Below are 26378 nucleotides of genomic sequence, written 5' to 3' on the forward strand. Positions count from 1 at the left end.
AAGCGAAACAATCCTCAGCACTTAAATTTTTTTTGGACCTTTGTTTGAGCGTGAACCACAAGAATAATGTGGCTCACCGACGAATGAACGCCGACACGATGCCGAAATTGTCGGTTTAAGGCATTCAACTTGGAGCCACCTTAAATTCATTTGAAAATCACATTTGATAAAGAGAGGCAAAAATTCTTATTTTGCCTCTGCGGATGTCCCCTTTGAGGGGCGAGGGCGATCCTCCCGCTTCAAAGGATACGGCGATTAATGTTGATGAATAAGAACTTTGACCAACAACCCGCTGTCGCAAGACTGGGCGGAGCAATAAATATTCGCATGAAAAATGCCTTTTTGATCATTCTGCTGGTGTCAGTAGCGTTTTGTACGGCTACAGCTCAGCCCGTCGCCAAAGACGATCATCCGCTCCTCAATACCACGCAACTTGACAATCAGCGCTGGTACTATGATCTCGATTCAGCGCTCGCCAATCCTGACAACGTCTACAAGCTCAGCTTGATCGACCAAAAAATCAAAACGTTGCCCGAGGATTTTGGAAAGCTTCGCAATCTTCAAATCCTGAATCTGAGCAATTGCAAGCTGAAGGCATTGCCTTTGGAAATCAAAGACTGCAAAAACTTGACCATGATCAGCCTGTATGGCAACAAGCTCAAGTTTTTACCCGCTGAGATGCGGGAACTCAAGAATCTTGAAATTCTTTATCTCGGCAACAACAAGCTTTTTGAATTGCCGCAATGGTTTGGCACGATGACCAAAATGAGAAGGTTGGATGTAAGCCGCAATCCGCTGACACCCGCTGACGTGTCCAATGCAAAGCGGATGCTTCCAAAGGCGGACGTGACGTTCTGATTTTCCGCAGGTCAGTTGGTTGATTCGTTGATGCGTTTCAACGCCATCGCAATGGCTTCCCATTCATATCCTTTGCCCTCCAAGTAGGCTCTCAACTTCTGTTGGGCCTCCCAATCATTCATGTCTGCCTCACCAATGCGTTTCCGGGTGATTTCCACCAAGCGTTCCAAGTAGGCATCGGGTTCGATGAGCTCCAAAGCGTCCTCGATCAATGATTCATCCACCCGTTTACTGCGAAGTCCTTCCCGGATCTTCATACGGCCCCAGCCTTTTTGATTGAACTTCCCACGTGCATAGGCGCGGGCGTAGCGTGCCTCGTCGAGAAACCCTTCGTGTTCCAATATGCCGAGCAACCGCTGCACGTCGTTGCGTGGGCAACCCAGTTGTGTGAATTTTTGCCAGGCTTCAGACCGGCACCTTTCCTGCCAAGCGCAGTATTTGCGCAACTTTTCCAACGCTTCCTCTTCGTCCCAGGGTTTGGCATTTTTCATAGGCCAAAAGAAAGTAGAAATTCTGAATTGTAGGAACTCAAACGCTGTGATTGGGCTAGGGAATTCTTGATGATCGGGTTTTGAATGCGTTCAAGAGCAAGTTTTTACTGCTCGCGCAGACGACGGCCAAACTACAACCTCATATTTGCGACCTTGGGAAGGATTTGTTACCTTTTCACCCAATTTCCTTCTAATCAAGTCCACAATGCGTCGTTCACCGTTGGTTTTAGTCTTCCTTTGCTTGCTGAATGGTTTTTTGGTTGCTCAGAATGTGGGAATTGGAATAAGTACGCCGCAGGAGAAACTGCACGTGAACGGCAACCTCCGATTTGATGGTGCCCTGATGCCAAATGGGAACCCCGGGAGTTCCGGGCAAGTATTGATTTCCCAGGGAGCTGGAGTTGCTCCTATTTGGGGACCGGTCGGGGGATTGATCGCGACTTACAAGAACACTGCCACCCGCACCATAATCAATTCGACGTCATTCATTCAAATTTCAGGCCTCTCGCGCACGATCAACCTCACGACTAACGCGGCGGTGATTATTTCAACCTACGGCTCTATGGAGACATGGTCCACGTCCTTTGGCGGATCAGGTGCCATTGTGCAAGTCTTTAACAATGGTGTTGCCGTTCCAGACATGTTTCAAACGATCGACGTCAACGACGGTGCAGGATTTACCGGCACCATTGCGCCTTGGTCTATGATGAACTCCGTGTCGCTCACCCCGGGAAACTATACGTTTACGGTGCGCGCACGCAAATATGCCTTTGACAATTTTTATGCCGGCGGCAATACAACCGCTCCCAATCCCAACGAAGGAGCCTTGATCATCATGGTTTTTCCTCAGTAATGCTGGAAACCTTGAGATGCCGATCAACCTGAATTCGATTCAGGGGTTGCTTTCTCAGTCCTTGACTTCGAAGTTTTGCCCAAATCTTCTTGTTTCCGTCTCTGCGAGGATCGTATAGTTGCCGGGAGCTAATTTTCGCCCGATTTTAAGCAAGCCAGGATTGCCTGCATAGACAAAGTCATCAAACAGAATAGCAGCCTCCATCATCCGGTCGTCATAGAGTTTGATTCTTACCTGCTGCGAATACTGTGAATTGAACCGCACGCGCCATTGACCAGCACCACTTGTCGGCCCCTGCAATACTTCCATGCTGAATTCCTCTTGGCCTTCCTCTGCCCGCACTTCCCTGATCCTCGAATATGTATCCTTGTTCTGTGCATCCACGTTGTGGATGCGGTAATAATAGGTTTGTCCCTTCACAAGCCCTTGATCATAAAAAACATATTGACGCATTGTCCGGCTGTCGCCCTGTGAATTGAGCGTGTCAAGGGGTTCAAATTGCTCGATATCTGTACTCCGTTCGACGATGTGGAGCTTGCTCCCATTTTCAAAGGTTGTGGTCCACCGAAGGCTCATAATTCCTTCCTTGTAGCGTACCGTGACATTTTGGTAGTCGGTTGCCGGTTTTTCCAGGATGTTGGAGCTGCGCCATGTTCCGTTGGTCTTTACAAAGACATTGGAAGGATTGGATCCGGCTGTAAAGTGGCTCCAAATGGTACGATTCTCCGGCGGAATGTAGTAGGGGATTTTTTCCCTCGAATAGGTGTACAAGGTGTCTCTATCCGGCAAAAAGGGCACATTGGGAACTGGGCTGAAATAGAGCGCCTCGACAATACGGCCATTCGGATCAAAGAGCACCAAATAATTACCCTCATGCTCGACCATCGGAAACCGGATGAGAAAGTCGGGTGTCGTGGCCATGCTGAGATTGACCCCGAGTGCGGGGTTTTTGGCCAAAACAAATGTGCCTCTTGCCGGGACGCGGGCCTCAGCCGGAAGCCGTACAGAGTAGTCGCGCGTTACGAGCAGGTAGCCTTCCAGGGATTGCACCTTGTTTGCCGGATTCGAAAACTCCACCCGGTGTCGATTGTCACTCAGGTAGTTGCCTGGAACGATCCGTGAAATGAAAATACTCTGGGAATACGTAGCTCCCCAGAGTATCGTCAAAATCGCTGCCAATGAAAGGCGGATATTCATCTAGTCTTGGACATAGACCACAAACCGGTTGCGTTTGCCGAGATTGACCAGTACCAGCCGGCCATGGATCAAGTCATCCACCGTAATCGTGCGCGTTTCATCCGTCGTGCCGACGGTATTGATGGCGACACACTTATCGGCGGTCAGTTTGCGTTTCGCGTCTCCACGGCTGGCGCATGCGCCGGCTTCTGCAAGAAAATCGATGATCGGCATACCTTGTTGGATCGCTGCCCGGGAAACCATTCCTTGTCCCACCCCTTGCAGGATATTCTCAATGGTAGCCAAGTCAAGCCCTTTCAAATCGTCGATTCCACCTTTTCCATGCAACAGGGCGGTGGCGCGCTTCGCAATTTCGAGTTGCTCGACCCCATGGATGCGTGCGGTCATTTCCTCAGCCAAGGCATATTGCAAGACCTTTGTCTGCGTTGCCATGGCATCGATGAGTGCCTGGATTTCAGGAATCGGTTTGAGGCTGAAGATTTTTGCCAGCTTGACGATGTCGTCGTCGGAGTTGTTGATCCAGAACTGGTAGAATTCGTAGGGAGAAGTCAATTCGGCATCCAAAAAGATATTTCCCTTCTCGCTTTTGCCAAACTTTGTGCCGTCGGCTTTGGTGATCAAGGGGCATGTAAAGGCGTAGACATCCTCTTGGTGACCCAGGATTCGTCTTACCAATTCCATGCCGGCAGTGATGTTTCCAAACTGATCGGATCCTCCAAACTGCAGGTGGCAGTTTTCGTTCTGATGGAGGTGCAGAAAGTCATAACCCTGGATCAACTGATAGGAAAATTCCGTGAAGGAAATGCCGGTTCCAGAGTCGATACGGTTCTTGACCGAGTCTTTGGAAAGCATGTAGTTGACAGTGAGATGCTTTCCGACATCGCGGAGAAAGTCTAGAAAACCGTAGTTTTTGAACCAGTCGTAGTTGTTGACGAGTCTTGCAGGATTGGTGGAGGAATCAAAATCGAGGAAGCGGCCCAACTGAACCTGCATTTTGGCCAAATTGCGTTCGAGTTCCTCCTCGGAAAGCATTTTGCGTTCGTCGCTTTTGCCGGATGGGTCGCCGATGCGTCCTGTCGCACCACCGACGAGGGCAATGGGATGATGACCATGGCGCTGAAAATGGAGCAGAAGCATGACAGGCACAAGGTTGCCGATCCCCAATGAAGCGGCAGTTGGATCAAACCCGACATATCCCGAAACCTTGTTGTTGTTAAGGTATTCTTCGGTGCCCGGAGTGATGTCCTGAATCATCCCCCTCCATCTTAATTCTTCGATCAATTGCATTTTTTTTGTATATATTTGCGAACTCGCGCTGTAAAATTACAGTATAGGCACATTAATAGAAAGCAACATTGGCGCGAGTGACAAAAAGCTTGACATCTGCGTGAATTTTGGGCAACAAAATCATTCGCAGGGGTTAGTTTGTCGTTTTTTTTGTTTAATTTGTGAGGGTTTTAATTGATCATCTGCACCCGATAAATAGGACAATCAGGGGAAAAAGTGATCAAATACATTTTGATAAGTTATGAGGGCACTCAAAATCCAACTTTTCCTTCTTTTGACGATCTGCTCAATGTTTGGAGCTCAGCTCCTCGCACAGGGTCCAGGGAAGGCATCCTACATCAACGCTGAGAACCTGCGTAAGGCAAAACGCTATCAAGAGGCGGTTGCGAAATACGACGAGGCGATCAAACTTGAAGCGGGTAACTATCGCTATTACTTCTCACGTGGCAAGTGCTACTATGCCATGAAGGAGTACGATTTGGCCCTTTCCTCGTTTGAAGAAACGGTCGAATACAAAAAAGATTTTGTGTTTGCGTACACCTTGATCGCAAAGATCTATCGCCGCAAAGAGGATCTTCCAAATGCGATCTACTACTATGATCTTGCCTTCCAAAACGAGCAAGATCCCAAGCGCAAGGTGGGATACAAGATGGAGGCCATCAAGCTTTTGTTGCAACAAAACAAAACAGAGGAAGCCCAAAAGCACCTTGCCGAAGTAAAAGCTGTAGCCCCCGGACAACATCAATATCCTGTATTTTGATGCCAAAATCTCCAACCAAAACGGAGATTATGAAAATGCAAAGTCGAGCATGGTGACTGCCACCAACTCCCCTTCAATGGCCACTGAGGCTCCCGCCAATGCCGCAAAGTATTGGTATGAGTTGGGCTATGCTTACAACAAGCTCGGTGACTATCAAAATGCTCAGAAATCATGGGAGAAGGCATATTTCGGAAAATACAAGCCGTTGATTGACCGCGAAAAGTCCATCAACAGCCCTTCGTATTTCTACCGCATGGCTGTTTCTTATTACATGATCAGTGCCTACACCGAGTGCAAAGCACAGGTGGACAAAGCGCTTGAGCTTCAGAACAACTTTTCTGCTGCTTACTTGCTGATGGGTAAAATCGACAAGAAACGCGGTGATTACAGTTCTGCAATCAACAATTACAAAAGTGCCTCCAACTTTGAGACCGACCCAGCCAAAAAGGCTAAGTTGGAATCAATGCTTGTTTCCTTGCAAGTAGATGCCGAGGACTTTGACGGCGCCATCAGCACCGCCAACAGCGTGTTGAGCAAGCAGCCCAACAGCCCTTCCATCATTTACCTCAAGGCACTTGCACAGTATCGCACAGGTCAATACAACGGTGCAATCAGTTCATTGGAGTCCTTGATGGCCGGTACCACCGACAACATGACCAAAGCCAAATACAATTTCATCATTGGAATGGCTGCGAGAAATTCGGACACGGAAAAGGCCAAGATGGCTTTCAAAAGCGCAATGTTTGGCCCTTATAAGCCAGCCGCTAAAAATGAGTTGGATAAACTCATGAAGGCAGGTTGATTTTCAATAAGACACGAAAAAAAGGCGATCATTCAATGATCGCCTTTTTTTGTGCCTGTAAAATTGTTGGGTTCACCAACAGCTTATTCTAAGTACTCCAAGATACCATTTGGAGTATGTACAGAGAGTTTCCTTTGGGTTGATGCTTCGACACGGCCGATGACCTTGGCGTCGATGCCAAAGGCAGTGGACAATGCGATGAGCGATTCCGCGGTTTTCGCATCCGTATAGATCTCCAAAAGGTGTCCCATATTAAATACACGATACATCTCGGCATCACTTGCTTTGGATGCTTGCTGAATCAACTTGAAAAGCTGCGGTGTTTCAAAGAGTTGATCCTTGATGATGTGGTTTTCGCTCGTGAACTTCAACACTTTGGTTTGCCCGCCGCCTGTACAGTGGATGACCCCTTTGATTTTTCCCTGAAATTCCTTGAAGAGCTGCTGGGCAAGGGGCAAATAGGTACGTGTCGGACTCAAGACCATTTTTCCAACGGTCATTTGCGTGACCGGGTCAATGTCCGTGAGCAGGTGGGGTCCGGAATAGACCAATTCCTCGGGGACGGCGGGATTATAGGACTCTGGATAGTCCAAGGCGTAACGATGATGAAAAAGGTCGTGGCGCGCGCTCGTGAGCCCATTGCTGCCCATCCCGGCATTGAATTCAGATTCGTAGATTGCTTTTCCCGTGCTGGAAAATGCAACAATGACTTGTCCCGGTTCTATCTTGTTTTCGATGACCTGTCGGCGCGGCATGCGGCAAAAGACGGTGGAATCCACAATCAGCGACCTGACCAAATCCCCCACATCTGCAGTTTCCCCTCCTGTACTCCGAATTTCGACACCCTGATCCCGCATGGTTGCCAAAAACTCCTCGGTGCCGTCGATGAGCGCAGAAACAACTTCGCCAGGGACGTTTCCTTTGTTCCTGCCGATTGTACTGGAGAGGAGAATGTCAGTGGTCGCACCGACACAAAGCAAGTCATCGGTGTTCATGACAATCGCATCTTGGGCAATTCCCTTCCATACGGAATTGTCACCGGTTTCCTTCCAGTACATCCATGCGAGTGAGGATTTGGTGCCTGCACCATCGGCATGCATGATGTTACACCATTCCGGGTCACCTGCAACGAGATCGGGAACTATCTTGCAAAAGGCGTTGGGAAACAGGCCCTTGTCGAGTTTTGCGATGGCATTGTGTACATCCTCCTTGCTGGATGAAACGCCGCGTTGGGCGTAGCGATTGCTTTCGGGATTCATATTCTAGGCAATAAAAAGAGGGCAAACGAATGCTTGCCCTCTTGAATTAAATTGTATGAGGTTGCATTACTTGCATCCTTCTGGATAATCCATGCATTTGATTCTGAACTCTGTGCGACGGTTTTTCTGCTCGTCTTCGTCGTTCATTTCAGGGAACACTTCAAGTTGTGACTCTCCGTAGCCATACCACTTCAGACGGTCGCCTTCGATACCACCTTGCATCAGGTAGGTTACAGCAGACTTTGCACGGCGCTCGGAGAGTTCCTTGTTGTAGTCTTCTGAACCATTTGAGTCGGTGTGTGAACCGATTTGAATTGCAATATGTGGATTCTTGTTCAGCAAAAGCTTCAGGGAATCCAGCTCCGACATTGCAGACACGCGCAAATCGGCTTTGTCATAATCATAATAGATGTTCTTGAGAACGATCGGCCTTTCGATCTCGATACGCTCAAGTTCGATGCTCACGTTGACCTCGATATCGTTTTTGGGATCCTTGGTGTCGGTGTTGAATTCTGCCTCGTTCATGAGGTACTCGCGGGCGTTGGCTACAACCTTATACTTCTTGTTGCACTCGAGTTCAAAGTTGTAAGCTGCACCCTGGTCTGCCTTGGCAGTATCGAGCGGAATCAAGTCACCTGCTACGTCAAATTCATAAAGAATAACCGTTGCAAATGGCACCGGCTGCTTGGTACGCTTGTCAAGCACCAAACCGTGAACTGCGAATTCGCAAGGAGGTGCGCCAACTTGCTTGGCCCAATAGATATCATCGCGGCCGGTACAGGCTGGGCGGTTGGAGGTAAAATAGGCGGTGCTATCATCCTTGCTCCATGCTCCGGCAAGATCGTCATAGGTACTGTTGATCGGTGCGCCCATGTTTTCCGGATCGCCCCATGCACCCATTCCACCAGTCGTTTTGTAGAGGTCAAAGCCACCGAAGCCGACACGACCATTGGTTGCGAAATAAAGCGTGTTGCCATCATCGCTCAAATCTGGGCTGATGTCGTCAAATGCTGTATTGATGCGCTTGCCGAGGTTTTGTGGCTCAGACCATGAATCGCCTTGGAAGGTCGAATACCAAATGTCCAAGCGTCCTTCTCCACCTTCGCGGTCAGACACAAAGTACATTGTGTTGCCGTCAGCAGAGAGGTTGGGGTGAACGTCGTATGTAGCAACTTTTTTGACCTTGCCTTGGGAGTTGATCACAACTTCCTTGGAGCCTTTCAGGCCTTCTACGAGTTTGGGTTTGCCCCATTTGCTGGCGCGTGAGTCGTATTTTGCTTCGTAGATCGAACATCCGTAGCCCAATTTGCCTTGGTTACAGACCGAGTAGTACATCGTCATGCCGTCAGGGCTGAAGGTAGAGTTACCGTCGTTGTACTTCTTGTTGATCTTCTTGCCCATGTTTTCGGCAACGCCAAATGTGGTGTCGTCTTCAATTTTGATGGTCCAGAGATCAGAGTAACCTTCGTTGTAGGCTTCAAAGAGATCGCTTTCCTTCAAGCCTTTCTCCTTCTTGCCTTTTTTTGCAGGCTTCTTGGAAGCTGGGCGGCTGGAGGTGATGACGAGGTATTTGTCATCTTCGCCGCGCTGCAAAATCGAGGGGAAGTTGTCGCCCATTGCGGTGTTGATATCCAAGCAGTTGGTGCGCCATTTGGGGTCCAACTTGCGTTGCTCTTCCACAAATGTGCAACCCTGAACTTCCAATTTCACGCGGCGAAGGTAGTCGTCGTTTTCCTTCCAACGCTTTTGGAATTCTTTGAAGGCTGCCAACGCGTCATTGTGACGGTCGAGAACGCGCAAGGTGATACCGAGTTCGAAGTAAACGGTGTCGTTTCCTTCCTTGTCGATGTCGATTGCGCTTTCAAAGAAACGTGCTGCATCATCATACTCTTGGATGAAATAGCTGCACTTTGCAACCCGCACGGTGGCGAGGTAGTTGCCTGCGTCCTTCTTCAATACTTCAACATAAGCCTCTTTGGCCTTTGCAAAGCGCTGGGCACGATAGAGATCGTTGGCCAACTGAAGAATTTTTTCGGGGCTTCCCTTGAACTCAGACTTATCGCCGCCATTTTGGGCCTTTGCAGGCGCAATTGTTGTTGCGATAATGGCAAGTGCCAGAAGAAGTGTACTTAAAATGATACGGTTCGCACCCATAATATAATCGCGTAGTCGGGGTATTTTCGCCTCAATATGTACTTTACAGCAAAATTTAAGCAACAAACATAGGAAATTAACCAACTACGAACAAAACATTTAGAACAAAATTAGCCACAGCAAAAAATCACCGACCAGTATTGAGACCGCCGCCAACACAAAAGAAGTGATCGTTGCGCGACCGACACCTTTGGCACCTCCCGTTGTAGATAGGCCCATATAGCATCCAATGAACGAAATGAGGGCTCCGAAGACACATGATTTGATCAATCCGCCAATCAGGTCACGGGTTTGAAAAAAGGTATGAATCGATTCTAAAAATGATTGATAGGTAATGTCCAGAAAATAGCCCGAAACCAGATAGGCACCGATAATTGCTACGATATCGGAAAACATCGTGAGTATCGGCATCATGATGATGAGTCCAAGAACCCTGGGCATGACCAAGTAACGCACCGGTTCGAGGGCGAGCGTACGCAATGCGTCCACCTGCTGTGTGACGACCATGGTTCCGATTTCAGCCGTCATGGATGCACCGATTCGCCCGGCAATGACAAGCGCCGTCAGCACAGGCCCCATTTCCATCACCGAAACCCGGGCAACCTGTCCGCCGAGGACGTCCAAAGAGATCATTCCTGAAAATTGATAGGCTGCTTGCCATGCGATGATCGTCCCGGCAAAGAACCCCACAAGCATCACCAACAAGATCGAATTGACCCCAACATGGTCGAGTTGCTCGATCAGGCGACGCCGGTCAATGAGGGCATACCGCAAGTTGAGCACCACTTGCATGCACATATAGCCAAACTCCCCGAGTCGTGTCGCCAGATTCACAAGGCCAATTTACGGGAAAGCTTTTTGTTTGGGGGCTTTAGGCGTGGATTCGCCGTGGACACACAAAAAAAGACCGAGACCGAAAGCAACTTTCACTGCTATTCGGCCTCGGACAAACCCATTACAAAACAAACCTCAAACCTTATTTTTTCATGCTTGTCCTGCGAAGCTCTCGCCTTAGTTGATGGCGATTTCGCGGGTAGCTTTTTCGAGTGACTCCTTGCGTTTTGGCAAGCTTACGCTCAGAATGCCGTTTTCATACTTGGCGGAGATCAGCTCCTGATCAATCGTTTTGGGCAATTGGAAGCTGCGCTCAAAGGCTTTGAAGGTGTATTCGCGGCGCAAGAACTTCTCATCGGTTTCCTCGGTCGAAGCTTCTTTTTCCACCTTGATCGAAAGGACATCCTTGTCGAGTGCCATTTTGAAATCGGCTTTTTCCAGTCCCGGTGCGGCGACTTCAATGCGGAAGGATTCTGCGCCTTCTACAACGTTCACGGCTGGAACTGTACCACCAAACAACTTCTCTTGAAAGGCGGGGCGGAAAAGATCGTCAGCAAAAAATTGGTCAAAGAAACTGCCAGAGTTTTTGCGAGCTGGGTTGTTGAATTTTACGAGTGTCATTTTAGTATCCTCCTGAATTTTTTTAAAGTGGTAGATACTTTCATCCTTTCAAGTCTTGTGCCAATGGAAAACCTTCCAATCTTTATGACTAATTGACAGCCGTTACGGCCATATTGGCGGTCGCCCGTGGCTTGGTGCTGCCAAAATGGCCGAATGTCGGCCCAAAGAGTCGGGATTTCCGGATTTCGCTATACTTAAAAAGCAAATTTGCGAATGCGCCCACTTCAAATGTGGATGCATTCGCAAATCGAATGACCGTAGGACGCAGTCGAATCAGCCCTTTGCGAGAATCTTGTTCATGCGTTCCTTGTCCTTGAGCACTTTGATCGCCTCCAAAACATCGGGATCCATATCAAAGGAGGCATCTATTTCGCCTTTGCGGTAATAGTACCGCATGACAATCTCGTTGCGCAGCAGATTGGTGATTTCAGACCGGAAGTTGATCAGATCCTCCTCTTTTTCCTTTTTGAGCTTGGCCTCCATTGCCTTCATGTCAGCCGAAAGCTCTTCTTGGTAGTGTTCCTCCTCGACGACCTTTTTAAATGCATCAAACTCCTTTTCGGTTTTGGTCTCAAAGGTGAATGCCTTGCCTTTGCAAAATGCGATGAAGTCGGAATAGATCTCGTCGGTGATCTTGAATTCGCGTGCGGTTGGGATGGACTCGTGGTTCACCCTGAAATGCGTCGCATAGTCAAAGATCATGTTTTGGCGAATCAGCTCCTTGGAAACGGTATGGAGCTCCGGCAAGGCAACTTCCACGTCTGGCGCTACGCCGCCGCCATCATACACTTTGCGGCCATTATGCGTTTTGAACTCTTTTTGAAGGCTATCCGGAATTTTTCCGACACTGCCGTCTTCGTTTCGGTTGCTGTAATCGATGGCCTGGATACAGCGACCGCTTGGAGTATAGTATTTGGCGGTTGTGATTTTGATTTGGCTGTTGTAGCTCAGCGGACGGGTGGTTTGCACCAAGCCCTTGCCATAGCTGCGTTGACCGACAATCACGCCACGATCCAGGTCTTGAATCACACCTGATACAATTTCTGAAGCCGATGCAGACCTTCTGTTTACGAGGACCGCAAGCGGGATGTCAATATCGACCGGGTTGTTGCGGGCGGTGTAGCTTTTGAGGGAACCCTCCATTTTTCCGCGCGTTTCCACGATCAGCTCATCCTTGGGAACAAAAAGGTTGCTGATGTCAATGGCCTCAAACAACAATCCGCCAGGGTTGCCACGCAGATCGAGCATGAGAGATTTCATCCCGGGGTTTTTGGCTTTCAGATCTTCGAATGCCGTTTTCACTTCCTTGGCAGCATCCGCAGTAAATCCGGTAAGGGAAATGTAGCCGATTTCGTTGTCAATCATTCCCCAATATGGAACGTTGAGAATTTTGATGTCATCGCGCTCCAATTCGAGCGTGATGGGCTGCGGCGAACCCTCGCGCTCGACAATGAGCTTGACCTTGCTTTTGGGTTGGCCGCGCAAGAGGTCACGTACATCGATGTTTTTGCCATTGTCGCCATTCACTTTTTGGTTGTCGATCTGAATGATCACATCTCCAGCACGCAAGCCTGCTTTGACCGCCGGGCTGTTTTCGTAGGGTTCGGTGACAATGACCTTGTTGTCACGTTTGCCGACCATGGCGCCAATGCCACCATATTGACCGGTGCTCATGAAGCGGTAGTCCTCGATCTCGGCGGCACTGATATAATTGGTGTAAGGGTCAAGGGATTTGAGCATCGCATCGATGCCGGTGCGCATGAAATCTGTGGGCTCGATGTCGTCCACATAATTAGCGTGTACCTCGCGGTAGAGTTTGCCGAATATGTCAAGATTTTTGGAGATCTCGAAGTAGTCGTCGCCCGCGGCGGGTCGAGCCACAAATCCGGCAGTAAACAGCATCACTGCCGGCACAAGTGCCAACAGCCATTTTTTGCGAATCATTTTTCTACGCATATCGCTTCGGGCAATTTCTTGAATCCTCAATTTCATTGAATAACGCCAGAACAACAAAAATAGTACAAGTCGCCGAATCCCGGCATCCAAAATGCATCCCGTTCACGGGATCGGGTCGTGTCCATGCCCACCCCAAGGATGGCAGGACATCAGGCGACGTGTCGCCAAATAAAAACCTCTGAACGGGCCATGCTTTTGGAATGCCTCGATCGCATAGCGCGAGCAAGTGGGTTGATAACGGCAGGAGCTGGGAATCAACGGCGAAAGTGCGACTTGGTAAAGCCGCACAAATCCGATCAAAATGTAGGAAATCAGCTTCAAAGCATTCGCATCAGTTGCTTCAAGACCCAACGCATGTCTTGTTCTATTTCACTAAAACTACGGATATCCCGTGAATTGTAGCGAATAAGCAGGGATACATTCTTGCCTTTTTCAAGCAAGGCCGCCAAGAGCGGTGCTTTGTGAAGCCGATAGGCTTCGCGCATGCGGCGTTTGAGGAGATTGCGGTCTGCAGCCCGCTTGAAATCGCGTTTCGTGGCGACCATGGCGACCATGGAAGGCGCGGTAACCACCTCAGGCGGCAAGTCGAAATGGTAAGTCACGCGGAGTTTCCCTGCGTAGACAGCTTTCTTGCCCGCAATTAAAACAGCAAAGCTGCGCTTGGAGCACAGCTTTTCACGCTTGGAGAATTTATACTTCAAGTGTTGTCACCTCCGCAAAGGCTTTTCAGCCTTCAGGGGCGGTATTAGTACTTGTGACGGCCTTCGTCGCTCACAGTGAGCTTGTGACGGCCTTTACGGCGACGTGCATTCAGTACGCGTTGACCATTGTGGGTCTCCATACGGGTGCGGAAGCCATGTGTGTTCTTCCTTTTCCTGCGAGAGGGTTGAAATGTCCGCTTCATCTTATTTTTTCAATCTTTAGTTTTCCCTAATCAGGGGACGCAAAAGTAAGAAAAGAATGTGTGGATGCAAACTAAGCCACAATCATTCTGGAAAAACATGTGGAAAATTTATTTCGAAGTTGTCAAATTGGCTTCTGAAGGCACATTCAGCAACGACAATTTTTATGTGTCCGCACGATATTCTGGACAAGGCAGATGCCGATGTGTAGGTTAATCCCAAATATTTCCTTCAACTTCTTGCAGCATACCCAAGTAGGTATGGTAGCGCGACTCGGGAATCTTGCCTTCCTTGACCGCAAGTTTGACCGCGCAGCCAGGTTCATTCAGGTGAAGGCAATTGCTGAAACGGCAGTCGTCCAGGCAATTGCGCATCTCCGGAAACAAGGGCGCGAGTTCCGCTTTTTCAAAATCAAACAATTGCATTTCCCTGAAGCCCGGCGAATCAATGATTTCCCCGCCAAACGGCAGTTCAAACATCTCCGCAAACGTGGTGGTATGCTTCCCACGTCCGGAAAAGTCACTCACATCCCCGATCTTGAGTTTCAATTCAGGTGCGACGAGGTTGACCGTTGCCGATTTGCCCGCCCCCGAACGACCAACGAGAAAGCTGACCTTGCCCTGAAGAATCTCCCTGATTTCGTCGGCATAGCCTTTGTCCTTGGCTGAAATGGCATGGATCTCATACCCGGCAGCGTTGTACAGTTGCTGATAGTCGTCAAGCCGCTGAAGTCCCTCGGCGCTGAGCAGGTCTATCTTGTTGAAGAGAATGACCGGCTTGATGTGGTAGGCTTCGCAGGTGAGCAGCAGGCGGTCGACATAACCGAGCGTCGTCACCGGATGCTCGATTGTAAAAAGAATGACGGCCTGATCGATGTTGGCGCAAAGAATGTGCGCACGTTTGCTGAGGTTGACCGACTTGCGCAGGACGTAGTTCGTCCGGTCCTCGATTTCGAAAATGTTGTAGCCCGTTTCCTCATCGTGGCCAACCAAAACATGGTCACCCACAGCGATAGGGTTGGTGGTTCGGATTCCGTGCGTACGCATCTTTCCGCGCAGGCGGCATTCGTGAATTTGACCATCGGTTAGCCGCACACGGTACCAGCTCCCGGTACTGCGCAAAACGGTCCCTTTAAAATGAGGGCTGTCTGAACGCGAAGGTTGTTTTGGACGCTTTCCTTTTGCCATTCGCTTCAGTCGTTGGCGTAGCCCGGTCTCGACCAGGCATTTCGGTTGCGAAACTGCTCTTCGGTAGCCTCGGGGTTCTCAACCAGCATATAAGTGCGGCAACGATAGTCGGCAGAGGATTCCAGCACCAGCAATTCCAACATTTCGTTGCGGAAAACGTGCACTTGCACATCTTCGTCATCCGCCAAAAAGCGCAAAAGGGCTTCCACATCATTGGCGGGGGCGCGGTGACCCTGAATCGCGACGATCACATCACCAACACAAAGCCCCGCTGTCTCTGCCGGACTGCCCTCGTGAATTTGTTTGATGCGTGCGCGGCCGCCATCCTCATCCACGATGAAGCCATAGTCCCGCTCGGCCAAGGTTGGGGCGTCGCGTGCGATCAAGGCCAGACCCAAGTAGTCTGCTGTATCAGCCAATGCAGCTTCCATCGGAACCGTTCCCGAAATATAATCCTGGAAATAGCCATCCAATGAATGGCCGGCATGCGTCTCGGCAATGGCCTTGTAATCTTCCTTGGTATAACCCTTGCCCGTTTTGCCAAACCGTTCATACAACTCCCGCATCACTGTATCCAGCGAACGGGCATTGCCAGAACCTTTGCGCACGATGATGTCCAAAATCAAAGCTGCCAGGGCGCCTTTGGTATAAAAAGAGATTTTGCGGTTGGGCACGCCCTCGTCGTAGCCCACCAACCAAGATTCGAAGCTCGATTGCTCCAAGCTGATGTGGTCACGGCCGTTGTTGGCGTAGTGCTTGCGCAGAAAGTCCTTGTTGAAGACCCGCAAAAATTCGCCAAGTGACCAGACGCCACATTTGAAAAGCAATAATTCGCCGTAGTAGGTGGTTACACCTTCTGTAATGTAGTGCAACCTTGAATACTGTTCCCGGTCGTATTGGTAGGGCTGCATATCCGCAGGGCGGATCGCTTTTACATTCCAGGTATGAAACAACTCGTGGCAACTTACGCTGAGCAGGTCTTCGTATTCATCCTCCTCGTCAAGCTTGAAGCCTGGCCCGAGGGCGATGATGGTCGAATTGGCGTGCTCGACCCCGTGGTAAATGTTTTTGTTGTGTATTTGGTAAAGGAAATGGTAGTCCTTGACCGGAAATCCCCCAAAAAGCAAGATTTGTGCCTTGCTGAATGCTCGAAAATGCTCCTCGAGTTTGCGCCATTCGGGCTTCACATCCCCTTGAAACCAAAGGTTGAAGGGGATTCCTTCCACTTCAAAAGCATGGTGCTGCAATGTCTGACTTGCGATGAGCGGTGCATCTGCAATTTGGTGGAAGTCGTCTGCGAACAAGGTGTTCCCTTCTTGGCGCAAACCACAAGCGATGCGGTAATCTTCGGGAAGGTCGAGGGTCATCTGGCAAGGTGCTTCGATTTTCTCGACATCATACATCAACAGGTTGCAAGGGTTGATGTACACTTGGTCCTGGTCAAAGTAGCTGCCGCCAGCGTCGGCGATGACCGCATAGTATTTGTATTCGAAGACCGCGGCCTCCCCATTTTGGTGGATTTCCCAAGTATGCGTAGCAGTTTTGACGACGGCCAGCGGCTTGCCGGTGGCGGAAAGTGCACAGGCATCGACAATCCGCTCGGCATAAGGGGCCATTTCGTAACGCCCGGGGCGCCATTTGGGCAAATGAATGGCCTGTGGACCAGACTTTGCCGGCAAATCAAGTTGCACGCGGATCAAGTGCAACTCGGGTGATTCAAAATACAAACGGTAATTCATTCTCCTGAGGGTCGGTACATCAAAACCGAGTTGCAAAACTAGCAAATTTCCAAGCGGCAGAAGGAGGCAAGCAGAAATAAGGGATTTCCAAACAAATGTCGTACGGGCACATCCCAGAGGCTGTCCAAACCACATTTTTTCCGAAATTTCGTCCATGAAAATCAGAATCTTCGTCTTGCTGCTGCTTTCGATTGGATTCGTGAAGGCGCAGACCTCGTACCAAGCCTTGTTTTTGGGAAACAGCTATACGGGAGTCAATGACCTGCCGAGCATCGTCCAGAGCCTGACTTTGGCGGGTGGCGATACGCTTTACAAGGACGTGAATGCGCCGGGCGGATATACATTTCAAGGCCATAGCACCAATGGGGCTTCACTCGGAATGATCCGTTCAAGGGCATGGGATTTTGTTGTACTGCAAGAGCAAAGTCAACTCCCCAGTTTTCCGCAGGGGCAGGTCCAAAACGATGTGTATCCCTACGCAGCCATTCTCAATGACAGCATCAAAGCCAATGACAGCTGCACCGTCACGGTCTTTTACATGACTTGGGGCCGCAAATACGGTGATGCCAGCAATTGCGGATTCTGGCCACCGGTCTGCACCTACGCCGGAATGCAAGCGGAACTGCGCCGCAGTTACTTGAACTTGGCCAATCAAAACAACGCCTTGGTTGCGCCTTGCGGCAGTGCTTGGTGGGAATCCATCCTGCGCGACAGCACCCTCGAATTGTACAGCCCCGACCAAAGCCATCCGAGCTATGCCGGCAGTTATCTGAACGGCTGCGTGTTTTATGCGACCATGTACCGGCGCAGCCCGGTCGGTCTCAACTTCTACGGCGGACTCGATACCGTGACGGCGGCATTTTTGCAACAAGTTGCCCATGATGTCGTGTTTGACAGTTTGGCCACATGGCGCATCGGCTTGGACGACGCCAACGCAGCCTTCACCTTTTCCGCCAATACAAACGGAACGACCACGTTTACGAATTCCTCCCTCAATGCAACGAGCTTTCAATGGACATTTGGGGATGGCAATTCCGATTCGACGGCGAATCCAATTCATACCTATTCCACCTCGGGCTTGTTTCCGGTGACGTTGATCGCCACCAACGGCTGCACGACCGACACCTTGGTAGATACCGTGGAAATTGTGTTGGTGTCCCGGGCCGAACCAGTATCTTCAGCGATCACGATTTCTCCCAATCCAAGCCGCGGAATTTTTAACATCACGGCGAATGTCGGCGCAAATCAGGTGATTCAACTCGACGTCCTCGATGTAAATGGAAAACGCATCCGTCAGGAGAACATTTCAACCATCGACGGAAACTTACAGCTGCAATTGAACCTTGAGGCTTTGCCCAAGGGCATCTACCTGCTTTCACTCAGCGGATCGGAAGGTGTGTTGGAGACGCAGCGGATTGTGATCCAATAATCCGGGAATCACCGAAATCAGTTCAGGCGATCCCGGAACTGATTCAATGTACCTCGCTGCGCCAATAAGTTGTGGATTTCTTTGCGCACTGCTGTGAGCAGCATCACACGGTCACGTTGGTTTTGGTCGATGGAAATTTCGCCATTGTTGGCGGCATTTGCATTGGTCAGCGCAAAATCGAGCACGCGTTCGACGCAGATTCCGATTTCTTCGTCGAGCTTGCTCAACATGAGCTCTTCTTGATGGCTGAGGTTATCGGAGAAAACTTCTCCCAGCCGGGAAGGATCACCATCGATTTTCTTGAGAACTAACGCGAGGAATTCATCCATGAGCTTTCAAAATCTACCCGAGTATACGGGGATGGCTTAGATTCGGCTTAAAGAATTAGACCAATCGGCAGTTGAAGTCGACCAAAGGCAAATTGTACACTGTTAAAAAGTATGCGGCTCCCGGAAAGTTCATTTTCCGAGAGCCGCAAGCATTTCAATCGAATGAATTATTCTTTCACAAATCTGCGCAAGACTTGGATTTCATCTCCTTCAAGTTCGAGCATGTACATGCCGGAAGCAAGATTCGAAATGTCCAATGCGGAGGCCCAAACCGTTGCCGTTGCTGCAATTTCCTGTTGGTAGGTGACCCTGCCCGCCATGTCATGGATGCGGAGGGTGAGGCCGGCCGTTCCAGTCATTGCGAGGCGCACGTTGAGCAAATTTCCAGCTGGATTCGGCCAGAGTTCGAGGCTGTTTTGGAGCGCATCCTGCACAGACACTACGTTGACGGTCAGGCTTTGGCAGGAGGAATCCTGGCCGCAACTGTTGGTGACTGTCAAGCAAACCTGATAAGTTCCGTTGGCCGCGTAGGTGTGGCTGGGATTCTGCTGCGTACTCGTTCCACCATCACCAAACGACCATGACCACGCGGTATTGCCGCCGGGTGTGATGTCGGTGAAGTTGTAGGCAAATTGGGCACTCGTGAAGTTGAAATTGACCACGGGTAGCGGGCAAATCGTGACCTGCGTGCAGAAAGTGTCGCTGTAGCAGGCATTCGAAGTGATCAAACAAGCGTTGTACGTCCCTGCTGCCGCATATCCATGTGTCGGATTTTGCTGCGTGCTATTGACCCCATCGCCAAAATTCCAAAAGTAGGTCGTGCCATTCGTGGAAGTATTGTTAAACGTGGCGGAAAGTCCGCTTGTGGTGAAGCCAAAATTTGCGACGGGGACGTTGCAAACGATGAGCGATTGGCAAAAGGTATCTGAGCCGCAAGGATTGGTGCTGATGAGGCAGACGTTGTACGTGCCGGCATTGGCATAGGTATGGTTGGGATTCTGCAAGGTGCTTGTCCCTCCATCACCAAAATTCCAGGACCAGCTGTTTGGACTACCACCGGTTCCATCCGTAAAAGCAACGCTGAATCCATTCCGGATGAAGGTGAAGTTGGAAGCCGGCGTCGGGCAACTGATGGTGATCGGCATGCAGAAGGTATCCGATCCGCAGGTATTGGTGCTGATCAGGCATACATTATAGGTGCCAAATGTTGAATACGTATGCGAGGGGCTCAACTGCGTACTCGTTCCGCCGTCGCCGAAATTCCAGCTGTAGGTGGTACCGCCTTGGCTTTGGTTGGTGAAGTTGACTGTGGCGAAGTTGCTGCTGTACGTAAAGCCCGAGCTGATCGCACAAGGATAGTTGCCAATCACGACACGGACCATGGCCTCGCGCAAGTTGTTGTCGCGGAAGCCGGACCATTGTCCTCCAAGAATTTCGTACGTACGACGGGAAATTGGTCCCACGTTTTCTGTTCCAAGGAAAATATCAGCCCCGCCCATCATCCAAGCGACGTAGAAGCCACCCGAACCGACGTTGACGGGGATGGTGTAGTTGATGGTGTTCCAGTTACCAACGGTCACGCTGGAAAAGGGGATGGTATCCGTACGCAGCAAAGCACCGGGTGCACCGTTGGGACCTGAATCGTCAAAAATGGAAATGATATAGCCCGAGAAGCTTGCCGCAGCAATAAATACCTGCACATTCTGGATGGAAGCCGGGTGTACGGGCGGGTACATGTACACGCCCACGCCATCATCCGTGCCGCCGCCGTTCCAACCCCAAGCCATGGTGTTGCCACCGCCGGTCGTGTAGGTGAGCGTCGCCGTCGGACCGAGCAGGTTCACCAGTTCGATTTCGGAGGTATTGATGTTGTTGCCGTTGTTCATGTCAGCGGCATTGTTGCTCGTTACCTCCCAATAGTATTGTCCCGCTGTATTGACAACGGCCTGCGGCGTGAAGATGAGGGTAGTGTCCAGACCTGCTGCCCAATTCGGCATGGTGCGGGAGGCCGTGTAAACAGGAGCCATGCCCATGTTGCGTAGTGTGCCATTTACCGTGCTATTGGTTGTGAAGGCTGTGTTGCCGACATTTTTTACATGCGATTGCAGCGTCGGAATAAGTCCGGTGGGAAAAAATTCGCCAGCGTTTTTGTTGTTTTGGTTCCAAAGTGGCGCCAAGTCTCTCACGGCCAGCAATGGCACGGGTGGGTATTTGAACTTGATCGCGTAGAGGCTTGCGGGCATGGTTTGGGTGAAACACTGAAGACCAACGGCACCCGTACTGTTTTCAATGCCGATCACTACGTCTGTGCCACATCCAAAAGTGAAGGATGGATTCATCGTTTTGTATGTGAATGTGATCGAGCTGTCGGTGCCGTCCAGCAAAATTTGAAAGGTGTTGGAGCCGTACCAATCTGGCGTTCCCGACTGCCAAAAGGGTACGTTGTAATAGCTGATCACTGTCGAATCCTTCAAATTGCTCCAATAATAGCATTTGCCGATATTGGGAAATCCAGGGAAGGAAGAGGTGAAAGTCAAGTCGCTCATCAGTGGTGCAACAAAGTTGTCGCCTGCGCCGCCCGATGTCGGGATATTGGGGAAGCAGCTCGCAAGGTTGCTGACATTGTCAAAGGCAACCCAACCATTGGAGCCGATTTTGATGTTGCGGTAGTCGCCCCAATAAAAGTGAAAGTCCCAAAACATGTTGAATGGCCCCATGCTGTTGTCGTCGGCAAGGTTTTGGACGCGCGTCCACATCGAGGTAGTGTCCATCCAATTCACCGTCGGGCCATTGGGTTCATTGGAATCCCGCCAAACATAACCGTAGGCATCAGGTCCGCCTGAGGCGGCAAAAATCCCTGAAAAGCAAAGCATCAAAAGCGAGAAGAGGGATAAGGTAAACCGTTTTTTCATAGTGCTAATCGTAGTTGCAACACGAATTGAGGGGATAAGATAAGCATTTTTCCTTTCGAATCCAGTTTTTGATTGGCTGATTTGAGAAATGAGCAATTTGATCCGGTATCAGGAACGTTGGTTCCGACGCAATAAGTCCGCATTCACCAAGATCACCACTGCAGCGAGGAACAACACCCAAACCCCGAAGCCAATCGCGCCCAATTTATAGCCTTTCCAAAGAATGAGGCTGGATTGTAGGGCAATCACTAACCCCGGCAGGGCCATCCACATTGGCTTGCGGAGTTGCCGGACAAATGCGACCAGGAGGGCAGCAATGGCAGCACCGAGCAAAACCCACCTTCCAAAGGAAAGGAATGGCCCCTGCATTCCGGAAATGCCGACCCCGTTTTTGGACCACAGCGGCAACAGCAACCCGGCAACGGTCAAAGCCGCGCCCAAGATGGCCAACGCCCAAGTGACTTGCTGAGATTTCATTTTCAAAGCAAGATACACATTTCCATTCGGCCAAGGCCGTAACTTGCGCCTCCAAATGTTTGTCCAATGTTGATCGGATTGATTTCAGATACGCACGGCTTGCTTCGTCCCGAGGCGGAGAAGGCGCTTTCCAAAGCTGAGGTCATCCTCCATGCGGGCGACATTGGTGGCGCGGAGATTTTGGAGCGGCTCAGTGCCATTGCACCCGTATTTGCCGTGCGGGGCAACAACGACGATCCTTCTGAATGGCCTGCCCTGCCCGAAACGCACTCGGCAGTTTGGGAAGGCGTGTCGATCTTCATGTTGCACGACATCGAATTTTTTCGACCAGCCAAGTTGGAGGTGATGCCCCAATTGGTGATTTTCGGTCACTCCCACAAACCCGCAGCTTATGAAAAGCAGGACATCCATTTTATGAATCCCGGCGCAGCCGGTCGCAAGCGCTTCTCTCTTCCGATTTCGGTGGCCATGCTGGAGGTGAATGCCGGGAAATGGAACGTGGAATTCATCAACCTGCTCGACGAGCGTCCCCTGCCATGAGAGCTGTGATCCATTTGCTGTTGCATGCACTGATCCCTGCCGCGGTGGCGGGCATCGCTTACCGGGAACGGTTTTGGCGCGCATTCGGAATCATGGTGGCCACGATGCTGGTCGACTTGGACCATTTGCTGGCGAATCCGATTTTTGATCCTTGCAGGTGCAGCATCGGCTATCATCCGCTGCATACATGGCCCGCAATTCTCGTGTACGTGGCACTTGTCGTGCCCAAACGCACGCGACTGATCGGCATCGGATTGCTCATCCACATGGCTTTGGACCAAGTGGATTGCTGGATGATGTAGCTAAATTATTCGGCCAACCACAAGTCCAAGGCCTCTTGCGTTGCCTCGTACGGCTCGCCGCTGATTTTTGCGGCTTCGATTGCTTCCCTCGCGACTTCGATGGCGTCGTCCTTGCGTCCCAACTTGTGGAGGAGCATGGCTTTGGTGTCGAGGCTCGCGTAGCCGGGCTCTTCTTCACAGGCCTTGGTGATCCATTTGAGTGCCGTTTTGAGCATTTTTTGATCGTCCACACCTTCGTAGAAAGACCAAGCCAGATTGTTTAAGCCCGACGGATCGATATCAGGTGTTTGTTTGACAAATTCGATGGCTGTCTTGGAATAATTGTCCCAATCGCCTTGGCGTTTGAACCATTCGAGGTCATAACTCAAGGCGCGGTAGGCGGCACCCTTGACACCGGAATTGAGCAAAATTTTCTTGCCGGCGTCGTAGTCTTCTTGGGTTCCGCCGGTATAGATCGCCTTGATCATTCCATTGCTGTACATGTTCAAAGCCTTGTAATAGACTTGATCATCGCCGTACTTCTTGGCGAAGTCGGAAAGGTGACCGAGAAAATACTTGGCCTGCTCGGAATCCAATTTGTTGAACAGGGCATTGAATACCACCCAATTTTCCTCTTCAAGCAGGGCTGCATCCGTCATTCCGGGGCGAAATTTGTTGAGGGCTTCCTCCGTGCTTTCGCCGACTTCCTTGAGGGCAAGGATATAAGTCGAGAGAAACTTGCGATCGGTTTCTCCAGCCGCGAATTGCTTTTTCATTTTGGCCAAGGAGGCAAAATTGGGATCGAGCACGTTTTTGCCGAGTTCCAGGAATTGCGCGGCATCAAGGGCGCCGATGGCAAAGTGCACCAATTCGCCAGAGGCACTCACAAACAGCAAGGTCGGATAGGCTCTGACGTTGTATTTGTCGGCGATGTCGGGACCTTCGCCCTTTTCCATGTCGATCTTGGCGTTGATGAAGTTGGCATTGAAAAAGGTGGCGACTTCATCGTTGGTGAAGGTATTGGCTGCCATCCATTTGCAGGGTCCGCACCAAGATGTGTAGGCATCCACAAAAATCAACTTGTTTTCCTTGCCGGCTTGGGCGAGAATCTCTTGCCAAGGACCATGCTGAAATTGAATGTCGGCTTTCACTGACGTCGCGACGGCAAGTGTGAGCAACAAGGCTGTGAAGAAACTTTTCATAACGCTTCGAATTTGACGAATGTGGCTGCAAGTTACGACCAATCCATCAAATGAAATGACGGGTTGAAAAACCAAGTTGTCCATAAAAAAGTGCAGCCACGGTTTGCACCATGGCTGCACGTATTGTTGGTAGAGAAAGTTTCTATTTCTGCCATTCGGCCAAGGCCTTCTCGGTTTCAGAGACGTCCTCGCCAGTGGCTTTGCCCATGTCAATGGATTCCTTCGCAGCAGCAATGGCCGCTTCTTTTTGACCGAGTTTGTACAACAACATTGCTTGCGTATCCAGGTTCACCGAGCTTTTTTCAAGGCGAACCGATTCTGTGATCCATTCGTTCGCCACGTCAAGCAAGCGTTTGTTGTCCACCTTTTCGTAGAACAGCCAAGCAGCGTTGTTCAGATTGTATGTGTCATTTCTACCCGCTTCGCCCAATTTTTCCACGGTTTTGGCGTAGTGTTTCCAATCCTCAACGGTTTGAAACCACTGCAAATCCACTTGGAGCAATACCGTTTTGATGCTGTCAAATTCGGCGAGAATCATTTCCTTTTTGAGCTGCTTAAGCCGAGATTTGTCCTTGGACTCGCAAATTTGATACACTGCATATTCGTAAAGGCTAAGCGCTTTGTTTTGAACCAAGTCATGACCGTATCTTTCCTCAAATGCCTGACGATGAAGTAGAAAGTAGGTTGCAAATTCGGAGTCGTGACGCTGAAACAGCATGATGAAAATCTCCCAAGCATCTTCGTTGAGCAATGCAGCCCCGCGCATAGAAGGCATATAGGCTTCCAAGGGTGCGTCATAGGCCTTGCCAGCGCGCGCCAACGCGAGGATATAGTCATGGAGAAACTTGGGATTGCGTTCTCCCTCCGCGAATTGCTTTTCAAGGTCGGCAATGCTGAGCGCTCTACCTTCGACGACATCCTTACCCAATTGCAGCAAATCGGCAGCAGCGCGAGCGCCAACTGTTACATGGACCACTTTGCCAGTACCGTCAAGGAAAAGCAAGGTCGGATAGGCATTGATGGCAAATTGTTTGGCCAATTCTACGCCTTCGCCTTTTTCCATGTCCACCGTGAGGTTCACGAAGTGGTCGTTGAAATAGGTGGCAACATCAGGGTCCGTGAATGCGTTTTTGGCCATCCACTTGCAGGGCCCACACCATGATGTGTACGCATCCAGAAAAACCAATTTGTTTTCCGACTTGGCCTTGGCCAATACTTCGGTGAATGCCGACTGCTCGAATTGGATTTCCGATGCAGCAACAGCGAATTGCATGCCTGCGAGAAGGCACAAGAGTACCAGTAGCTTTTTCATGTTGAAACGTTCTAAGTCAAAGGGTGACCGCAACCAGTTGCAGTGCGATTCTTTGCTTAATGACCAGTCAACAAGGAGAGGGTTGCATCAACCCTCGTCGGTCGGGGAAAATTTTTTGCGCAGGATCACCATGGCTTGCCTGAGGGGCAAATGCCGGATCGCACGCGCCTCCTCGATATGCAACTTGCAAAACCAGCCCATGTTGGGCGGGTGGCCTGTCCAGCCTTTGACTTGCATCCGGGCGATGACTTCCTTGTCCTCGAGCGAGGGTTTGAATTCGACCAAGCCGCCGTGACCCTGCTGATTCAGGTCATCGTCGACAAATTTCACATCACAAATCTCACAAATCGGAGGCCGCATAGCATTTGGTTCTAGATCCAAGCAACAAGACAGAGGCGAAAGCCGAATCCAATTCCGGTTGCAGCCACAAAGGTAGTCGGTTACCCATGTCCCTTGCAAAAATGATTACCTTCATTCCATTTCATGATCTTGTTCAAAATTTGCTACCCAAAGAATTCTGGTAGTTTTGCGCCATGAAAGAGAGCATTACCGCAATCAAGGTGCGTGGCTACCACGCCGATTTGTATGGCCATGTCAACAATGCGCGTTATTTGGAACTTCTGGAGGAGGCCCGATGGAATCATTTTGAAAATTCCGTGGACTCCGAGGAGTTCAAGCGCAATGGTTGGGCATTTGTGTTGGTCAATATCAACATCAACTACCGGAAGCCTGCCTTGCCGGGCGATGTGCTGTATATCCACACGAGCTACAAGACACATGGGAGCCGCAGCATGACCATGCATCAACGGTGCTTACTGAATGGAACCGATGCTGTTGCAGCCGATGCCGACATCACATTTGTGGTTCTGGACTCCAAAACGGGCAAGGTTGTACCCTTGGAAGGCCGCCTTTTGGAAATGCTTTCGCCTGCTTCCTAGGCACTTGCTTTTGTTAGGAAGCCGACATTCCCACATCTATTGCAGCTGAATTGTTGAT

At 50.2% G+C, this 26378-nt stretch carries 27 protein-coding genes; 8 read left to right on the forward strand and 19 right to left on the reverse strand.

Features of this window, described 5'->3' with window-relative positions; translation table 11 throughout:
- Window positions 1–327: 327 nt before the first annotated feature.
- The gene (locus IPN95_01040) at window positions 328–858 is read left to right on the forward strand and encodes a leucine-rich repeat domain-containing protein (protein MBK9448006.1); all 531 of its coding nucleotides are present in this window, start codon (window positions 328–330) and stop codon (window positions 856–858) included.
- Between the two features lie 11 nt (window positions 859–869).
- Here the strand turns inward: IPN95_01040 and IPN95_01045 are convergent, their stop codons facing one another.
- Entirely contained in the window at window positions 870–1349 is a 480-nt protein-coding gene (locus IPN95_01045; GenBank protein MBK9448007.1) for a RecX family transcriptional regulator, read from the reverse strand.
- 271 nt (window positions 1350–1620) lie between these two features.
- On the opposite strand from IPN95_01045, the gene IPN95_01050 reads away from it, so the two are divergent.
- The gene (locus IPN95_01050) at window positions 1621–2202 is read left to right on the forward strand and encodes a hypothetical protein (GenBank protein ID MBK9448008.1); all 582 of its coding nucleotides are present in this window, start codon (window positions 1621–1623) and stop codon (window positions 2200–2202) included.
- Window positions 2203–2256: 54 nt separating this feature from the next.
- Here IPN95_01050 and IPN95_01055 read toward each other — a convergent pair whose 3' ends face one another.
- Both IPN95_01055 and IPN95_01060 read right to left on the reverse strand, forming a co-directional pair.
- Window positions 2257–3399, reverse strand: a complete 1143-nt coding sequence (locus IPN95_01055; protein MBK9448009.1) for a hypothetical protein — start codon at window positions 3397–3399, stop codon at window positions 2257–2259.
- On the reverse strand, window positions 3400–4686 hold the full coding sequence (locus tag IPN95_01060; GenBank protein MBK9448010.1) for a tyrosine--tRNA ligase: 1287 nt from the start codon (window positions 4684–4686) through the stop codon (window positions 3400–3402).
- Between the two features lie 241 nt (window positions 4687–4927).
- On the opposite strand from IPN95_01060, the gene IPN95_01065 reads away from it, so the two are divergent.
- Both IPN95_01065 and IPN95_01070 read left to right on the forward strand, forming a co-directional pair.
- The gene (locus IPN95_01065; protein ID MBK9448011.1) at window positions 4928–5446 is read left to right on the forward strand and encodes a tetratricopeptide repeat protein; all 519 of its coding nucleotides are present in this window, start codon (window positions 4928–4930) and stop codon (window positions 5444–5446) included.
- 76 nt (window positions 5447–5522) lie between these two features.
- Window positions 5523–6248 (forward strand): tetratricopeptide repeat protein, encoded by a 726-nt coding sequence (locus tag IPN95_01070; protein ID MBK9448012.1) that lies wholly within the window; start codon window positions 5523–5525, stop codon window positions 6246–6248.
- Between the two features lie 83 nt (window positions 6249–6331).
- Here the strand turns inward: IPN95_01070 and IPN95_01075 are convergent, their stop codons facing one another.
- The 10 genes from IPN95_01075 to IPN95_01120 all read right to left on the reverse strand — a co-directional run bounded on the left by IPN95_01075 (window position 6332) and on the right by IPN95_01120 (window position 16900).
- Window positions 6332–7507: a phosphoribosylformylglycinamidine cyclo-ligase gene (locus IPN95_01075; protein ID MBK9448013.1), complete on the reverse strand. Its 1176-nt coding sequence runs from the start codon at window positions 7505–7507 to the stop codon at window positions 6332–6334.
- A 66-nt stretch (window positions 7508–7573) separates the two neighbouring features.
- Window positions 7574–9661 carry a PD40 domain-containing protein gene (locus IPN95_01080; GenBank protein MBK9448014.1) on the reverse strand — a complete coding sequence of 696 codons (2088 nt, stop codon included), beginning with the start codon at window positions 9659–9661 and terminating at the stop codon, window positions 7574–7576.
- A gap of 99 nt (window positions 9662–9760) precedes the next feature.
- Window positions 9761–10453: an ABC transporter permease gene (locus IPN95_01085; protein ID MBK9448015.1), complete on the reverse strand. Its 693-nt coding sequence runs from the start codon at window positions 10451–10453 to the stop codon at window positions 9761–9763.
- 219 nt (window positions 10454–10672) lie between these two features.
- Window positions 10673–11116, reverse strand: coding sequence for an Hsp20/alpha crystallin family protein (locus IPN95_01090; GenBank protein MBK9448016.1), 444 nt, complete (start codon window positions 11114–11116; stop codon window positions 10673–10675).
- 273 nt (window positions 11117–11389) lie between these two features.
- Complete coding sequence (locus tag IPN95_01095) at window positions 11390–13072, reverse strand: S41 family peptidase (protein ID MBK9448017.1); 1683 nt, start codon at window positions 13070–13072, stop codon at window positions 11390–11392.
- A 102-nt stretch (window positions 13073–13174) separates the two neighbouring features.
- Window positions 13175–13423: a membrane protein insertion efficiency factor YidD gene (gene yidD, locus IPN95_01100; GenBank protein MBK9448018.1), complete on the reverse strand. Its 249-nt coding sequence runs from the start codon at window positions 13421–13423 to the stop codon at window positions 13175–13177.
- Window positions 13390–13773 carry a ribonuclease P protein component gene (locus IPN95_01105; protein MBK9448019.1) on the reverse strand — a complete coding sequence of 128 codons (384 nt, stop codon included), beginning with the start codon at window positions 13771–13773 and terminating at the stop codon, window positions 13390–13392. Before IPN95_01105 ends, yidD begins: the two co-directional genes overlap by 34 nt.
- A gap of 44 nt (window positions 13774–13817) precedes the next feature.
- A complete protein-coding gene (gene rpmH / locus IPN95_01110) occupies window positions 13818–13976 on the reverse strand; it encodes a 50S ribosomal protein L34 (GenBank protein MBK9448020.1) in 159 nt (52 codons plus the stop codon).
- A gap of 210 nt (window positions 13977–14186) precedes the next feature.
- A complete protein-coding gene (rsgA, locus tag IPN95_01115; GenBank protein ID MBK9448021.1) occupies window positions 14187–15161 on the reverse strand; it encodes a ribosome small subunit-dependent GTPase A in 975 nt (324 codons plus the stop codon).
- A 5-nt stretch (window positions 15162–15166) separates the two neighbouring features.
- Complete coding sequence (locus IPN95_01120; GenBank protein MBK9448022.1) at window positions 15167–16900, reverse strand: M61 family metallopeptidase; 1734 nt, start codon at window positions 16898–16900, stop codon at window positions 15167–15169.
- A 154-nt stretch (window positions 16901–17054) separates the two neighbouring features.
- On the opposite strand from IPN95_01120, the gene IPN95_01125 reads away from it, so the two are divergent.
- Entirely contained in the window at window positions 17055–18329 is a 1275-nt protein-coding gene (locus IPN95_01125; GenBank protein MBK9448023.1) for a T9SS type A sorting domain-containing protein, read from the forward strand.
- A gap of 17 nt (window positions 18330–18346) precedes the next feature.
- Here IPN95_01125 and IPN95_01130 read toward each other — a convergent pair whose 3' ends face one another.
- The 3 genes from IPN95_01130 to IPN95_01140 all read right to left on the reverse strand — a co-directional run bounded on the left by IPN95_01130 (window position 18347) and on the right by IPN95_01140 (window position 22047).
- Window positions 18347–18658 (reverse strand): hypothetical protein, encoded by a 312-nt coding sequence (locus IPN95_01130; GenBank protein ID MBK9448024.1) that lies wholly within the window; start codon window positions 18656–18658, stop codon window positions 18347–18349.
- A gap of 167 nt (window positions 18659–18825) precedes the next feature.
- Window positions 18826–21570: a PKD domain-containing protein gene (locus IPN95_01135; GenBank protein ID MBK9448025.1), complete on the reverse strand. Its 2745-nt coding sequence runs from the start codon at window positions 21568–21570 to the stop codon at window positions 18826–18828.
- A 108-nt stretch (window positions 21571–21678) separates the two neighbouring features.
- Window positions 21679–22047 carry a hypothetical protein gene (locus IPN95_01140; GenBank protein ID MBK9448026.1) on the reverse strand — a complete coding sequence of 123 codons (369 nt, stop codon included), beginning with the start codon at window positions 22045–22047 and terminating at the stop codon, window positions 21679–21681.
- Window positions 22048–22113: 66 nt separating this feature from the next.
- Between IPN95_01140 and IPN95_01145 the strand changes: the two genes are divergently transcribed.
- Window positions 22114–22587: a metallophosphoesterase family protein gene (locus tag IPN95_01145; GenBank protein MBK9448027.1), complete on the forward strand. Its 474-nt coding sequence runs from the start codon at window positions 22114–22116 to the stop codon at window positions 22585–22587.
- On the forward strand, window positions 22539–22889 hold the full coding sequence (locus tag IPN95_01150; protein MBK9448028.1) for a hypothetical protein: 351 nt from the start codon (window positions 22539–22541) through the stop codon (window positions 22887–22889). Before IPN95_01145 ends, IPN95_01150 begins: the two co-directional genes overlap by 49 nt.
- A 5-nt stretch (window positions 22890–22894) precedes the next feature.
- Here the strand turns inward: IPN95_01150 and IPN95_01155 are convergent, their stop codons facing one another.
- The 3 genes from IPN95_01155 to IPN95_01165 form a co-directional block, all read right to left on the reverse strand.
- On the reverse strand, window positions 22895–24070 hold the full coding sequence (locus tag IPN95_01155) for a DUF255 domain-containing protein (protein MBK9448029.1): 1176 nt from the start codon (window positions 24068–24070) through the stop codon (window positions 22895–22897).
- A gap of 142 nt (window positions 24071–24212) precedes the next feature.
- Window positions 24213–25382 (reverse strand): thioredoxin family protein, encoded by a 1170-nt coding sequence (locus tag IPN95_01160; GenBank protein ID MBK9448030.1) that lies wholly within the window; start codon window positions 25380–25382, stop codon window positions 24213–24215.
- Window positions 25383–25469: 87 nt separating this feature from the next.
- The gene (locus IPN95_01165; protein ID MBK9448031.1) at window positions 25470–25712 is read right to left on the reverse strand and encodes a hypothetical protein; all 243 of its coding nucleotides are present in this window, start codon (window positions 25710–25712) and stop codon (window positions 25470–25472) included.
- Window positions 25713–25915: 203 nt separating this feature from the next.
- On the opposite strand from IPN95_01165, the gene IPN95_01170 reads away from it, so the two are divergent.
- Window positions 25916–26320 carry an acyl-CoA thioesterase gene (locus IPN95_01170; GenBank protein ID MBK9448032.1) on the forward strand — a complete coding sequence of 135 codons (405 nt, stop codon included), beginning with the start codon at window positions 25916–25918 and terminating at the stop codon, window positions 26318–26320.
- The last annotated feature ends 58 nt before the right edge of the window (window positions 26321–26378 follow it).

The organism is Bacteroidota bacterium (genome assembly GCA_016718825.1).
In the GTDB taxonomy this organism is placed as follows: domain Bacteria; phylum Bacteroidota; class Bacteroidia; order J057; family JADKCL01; genus JADKCL01.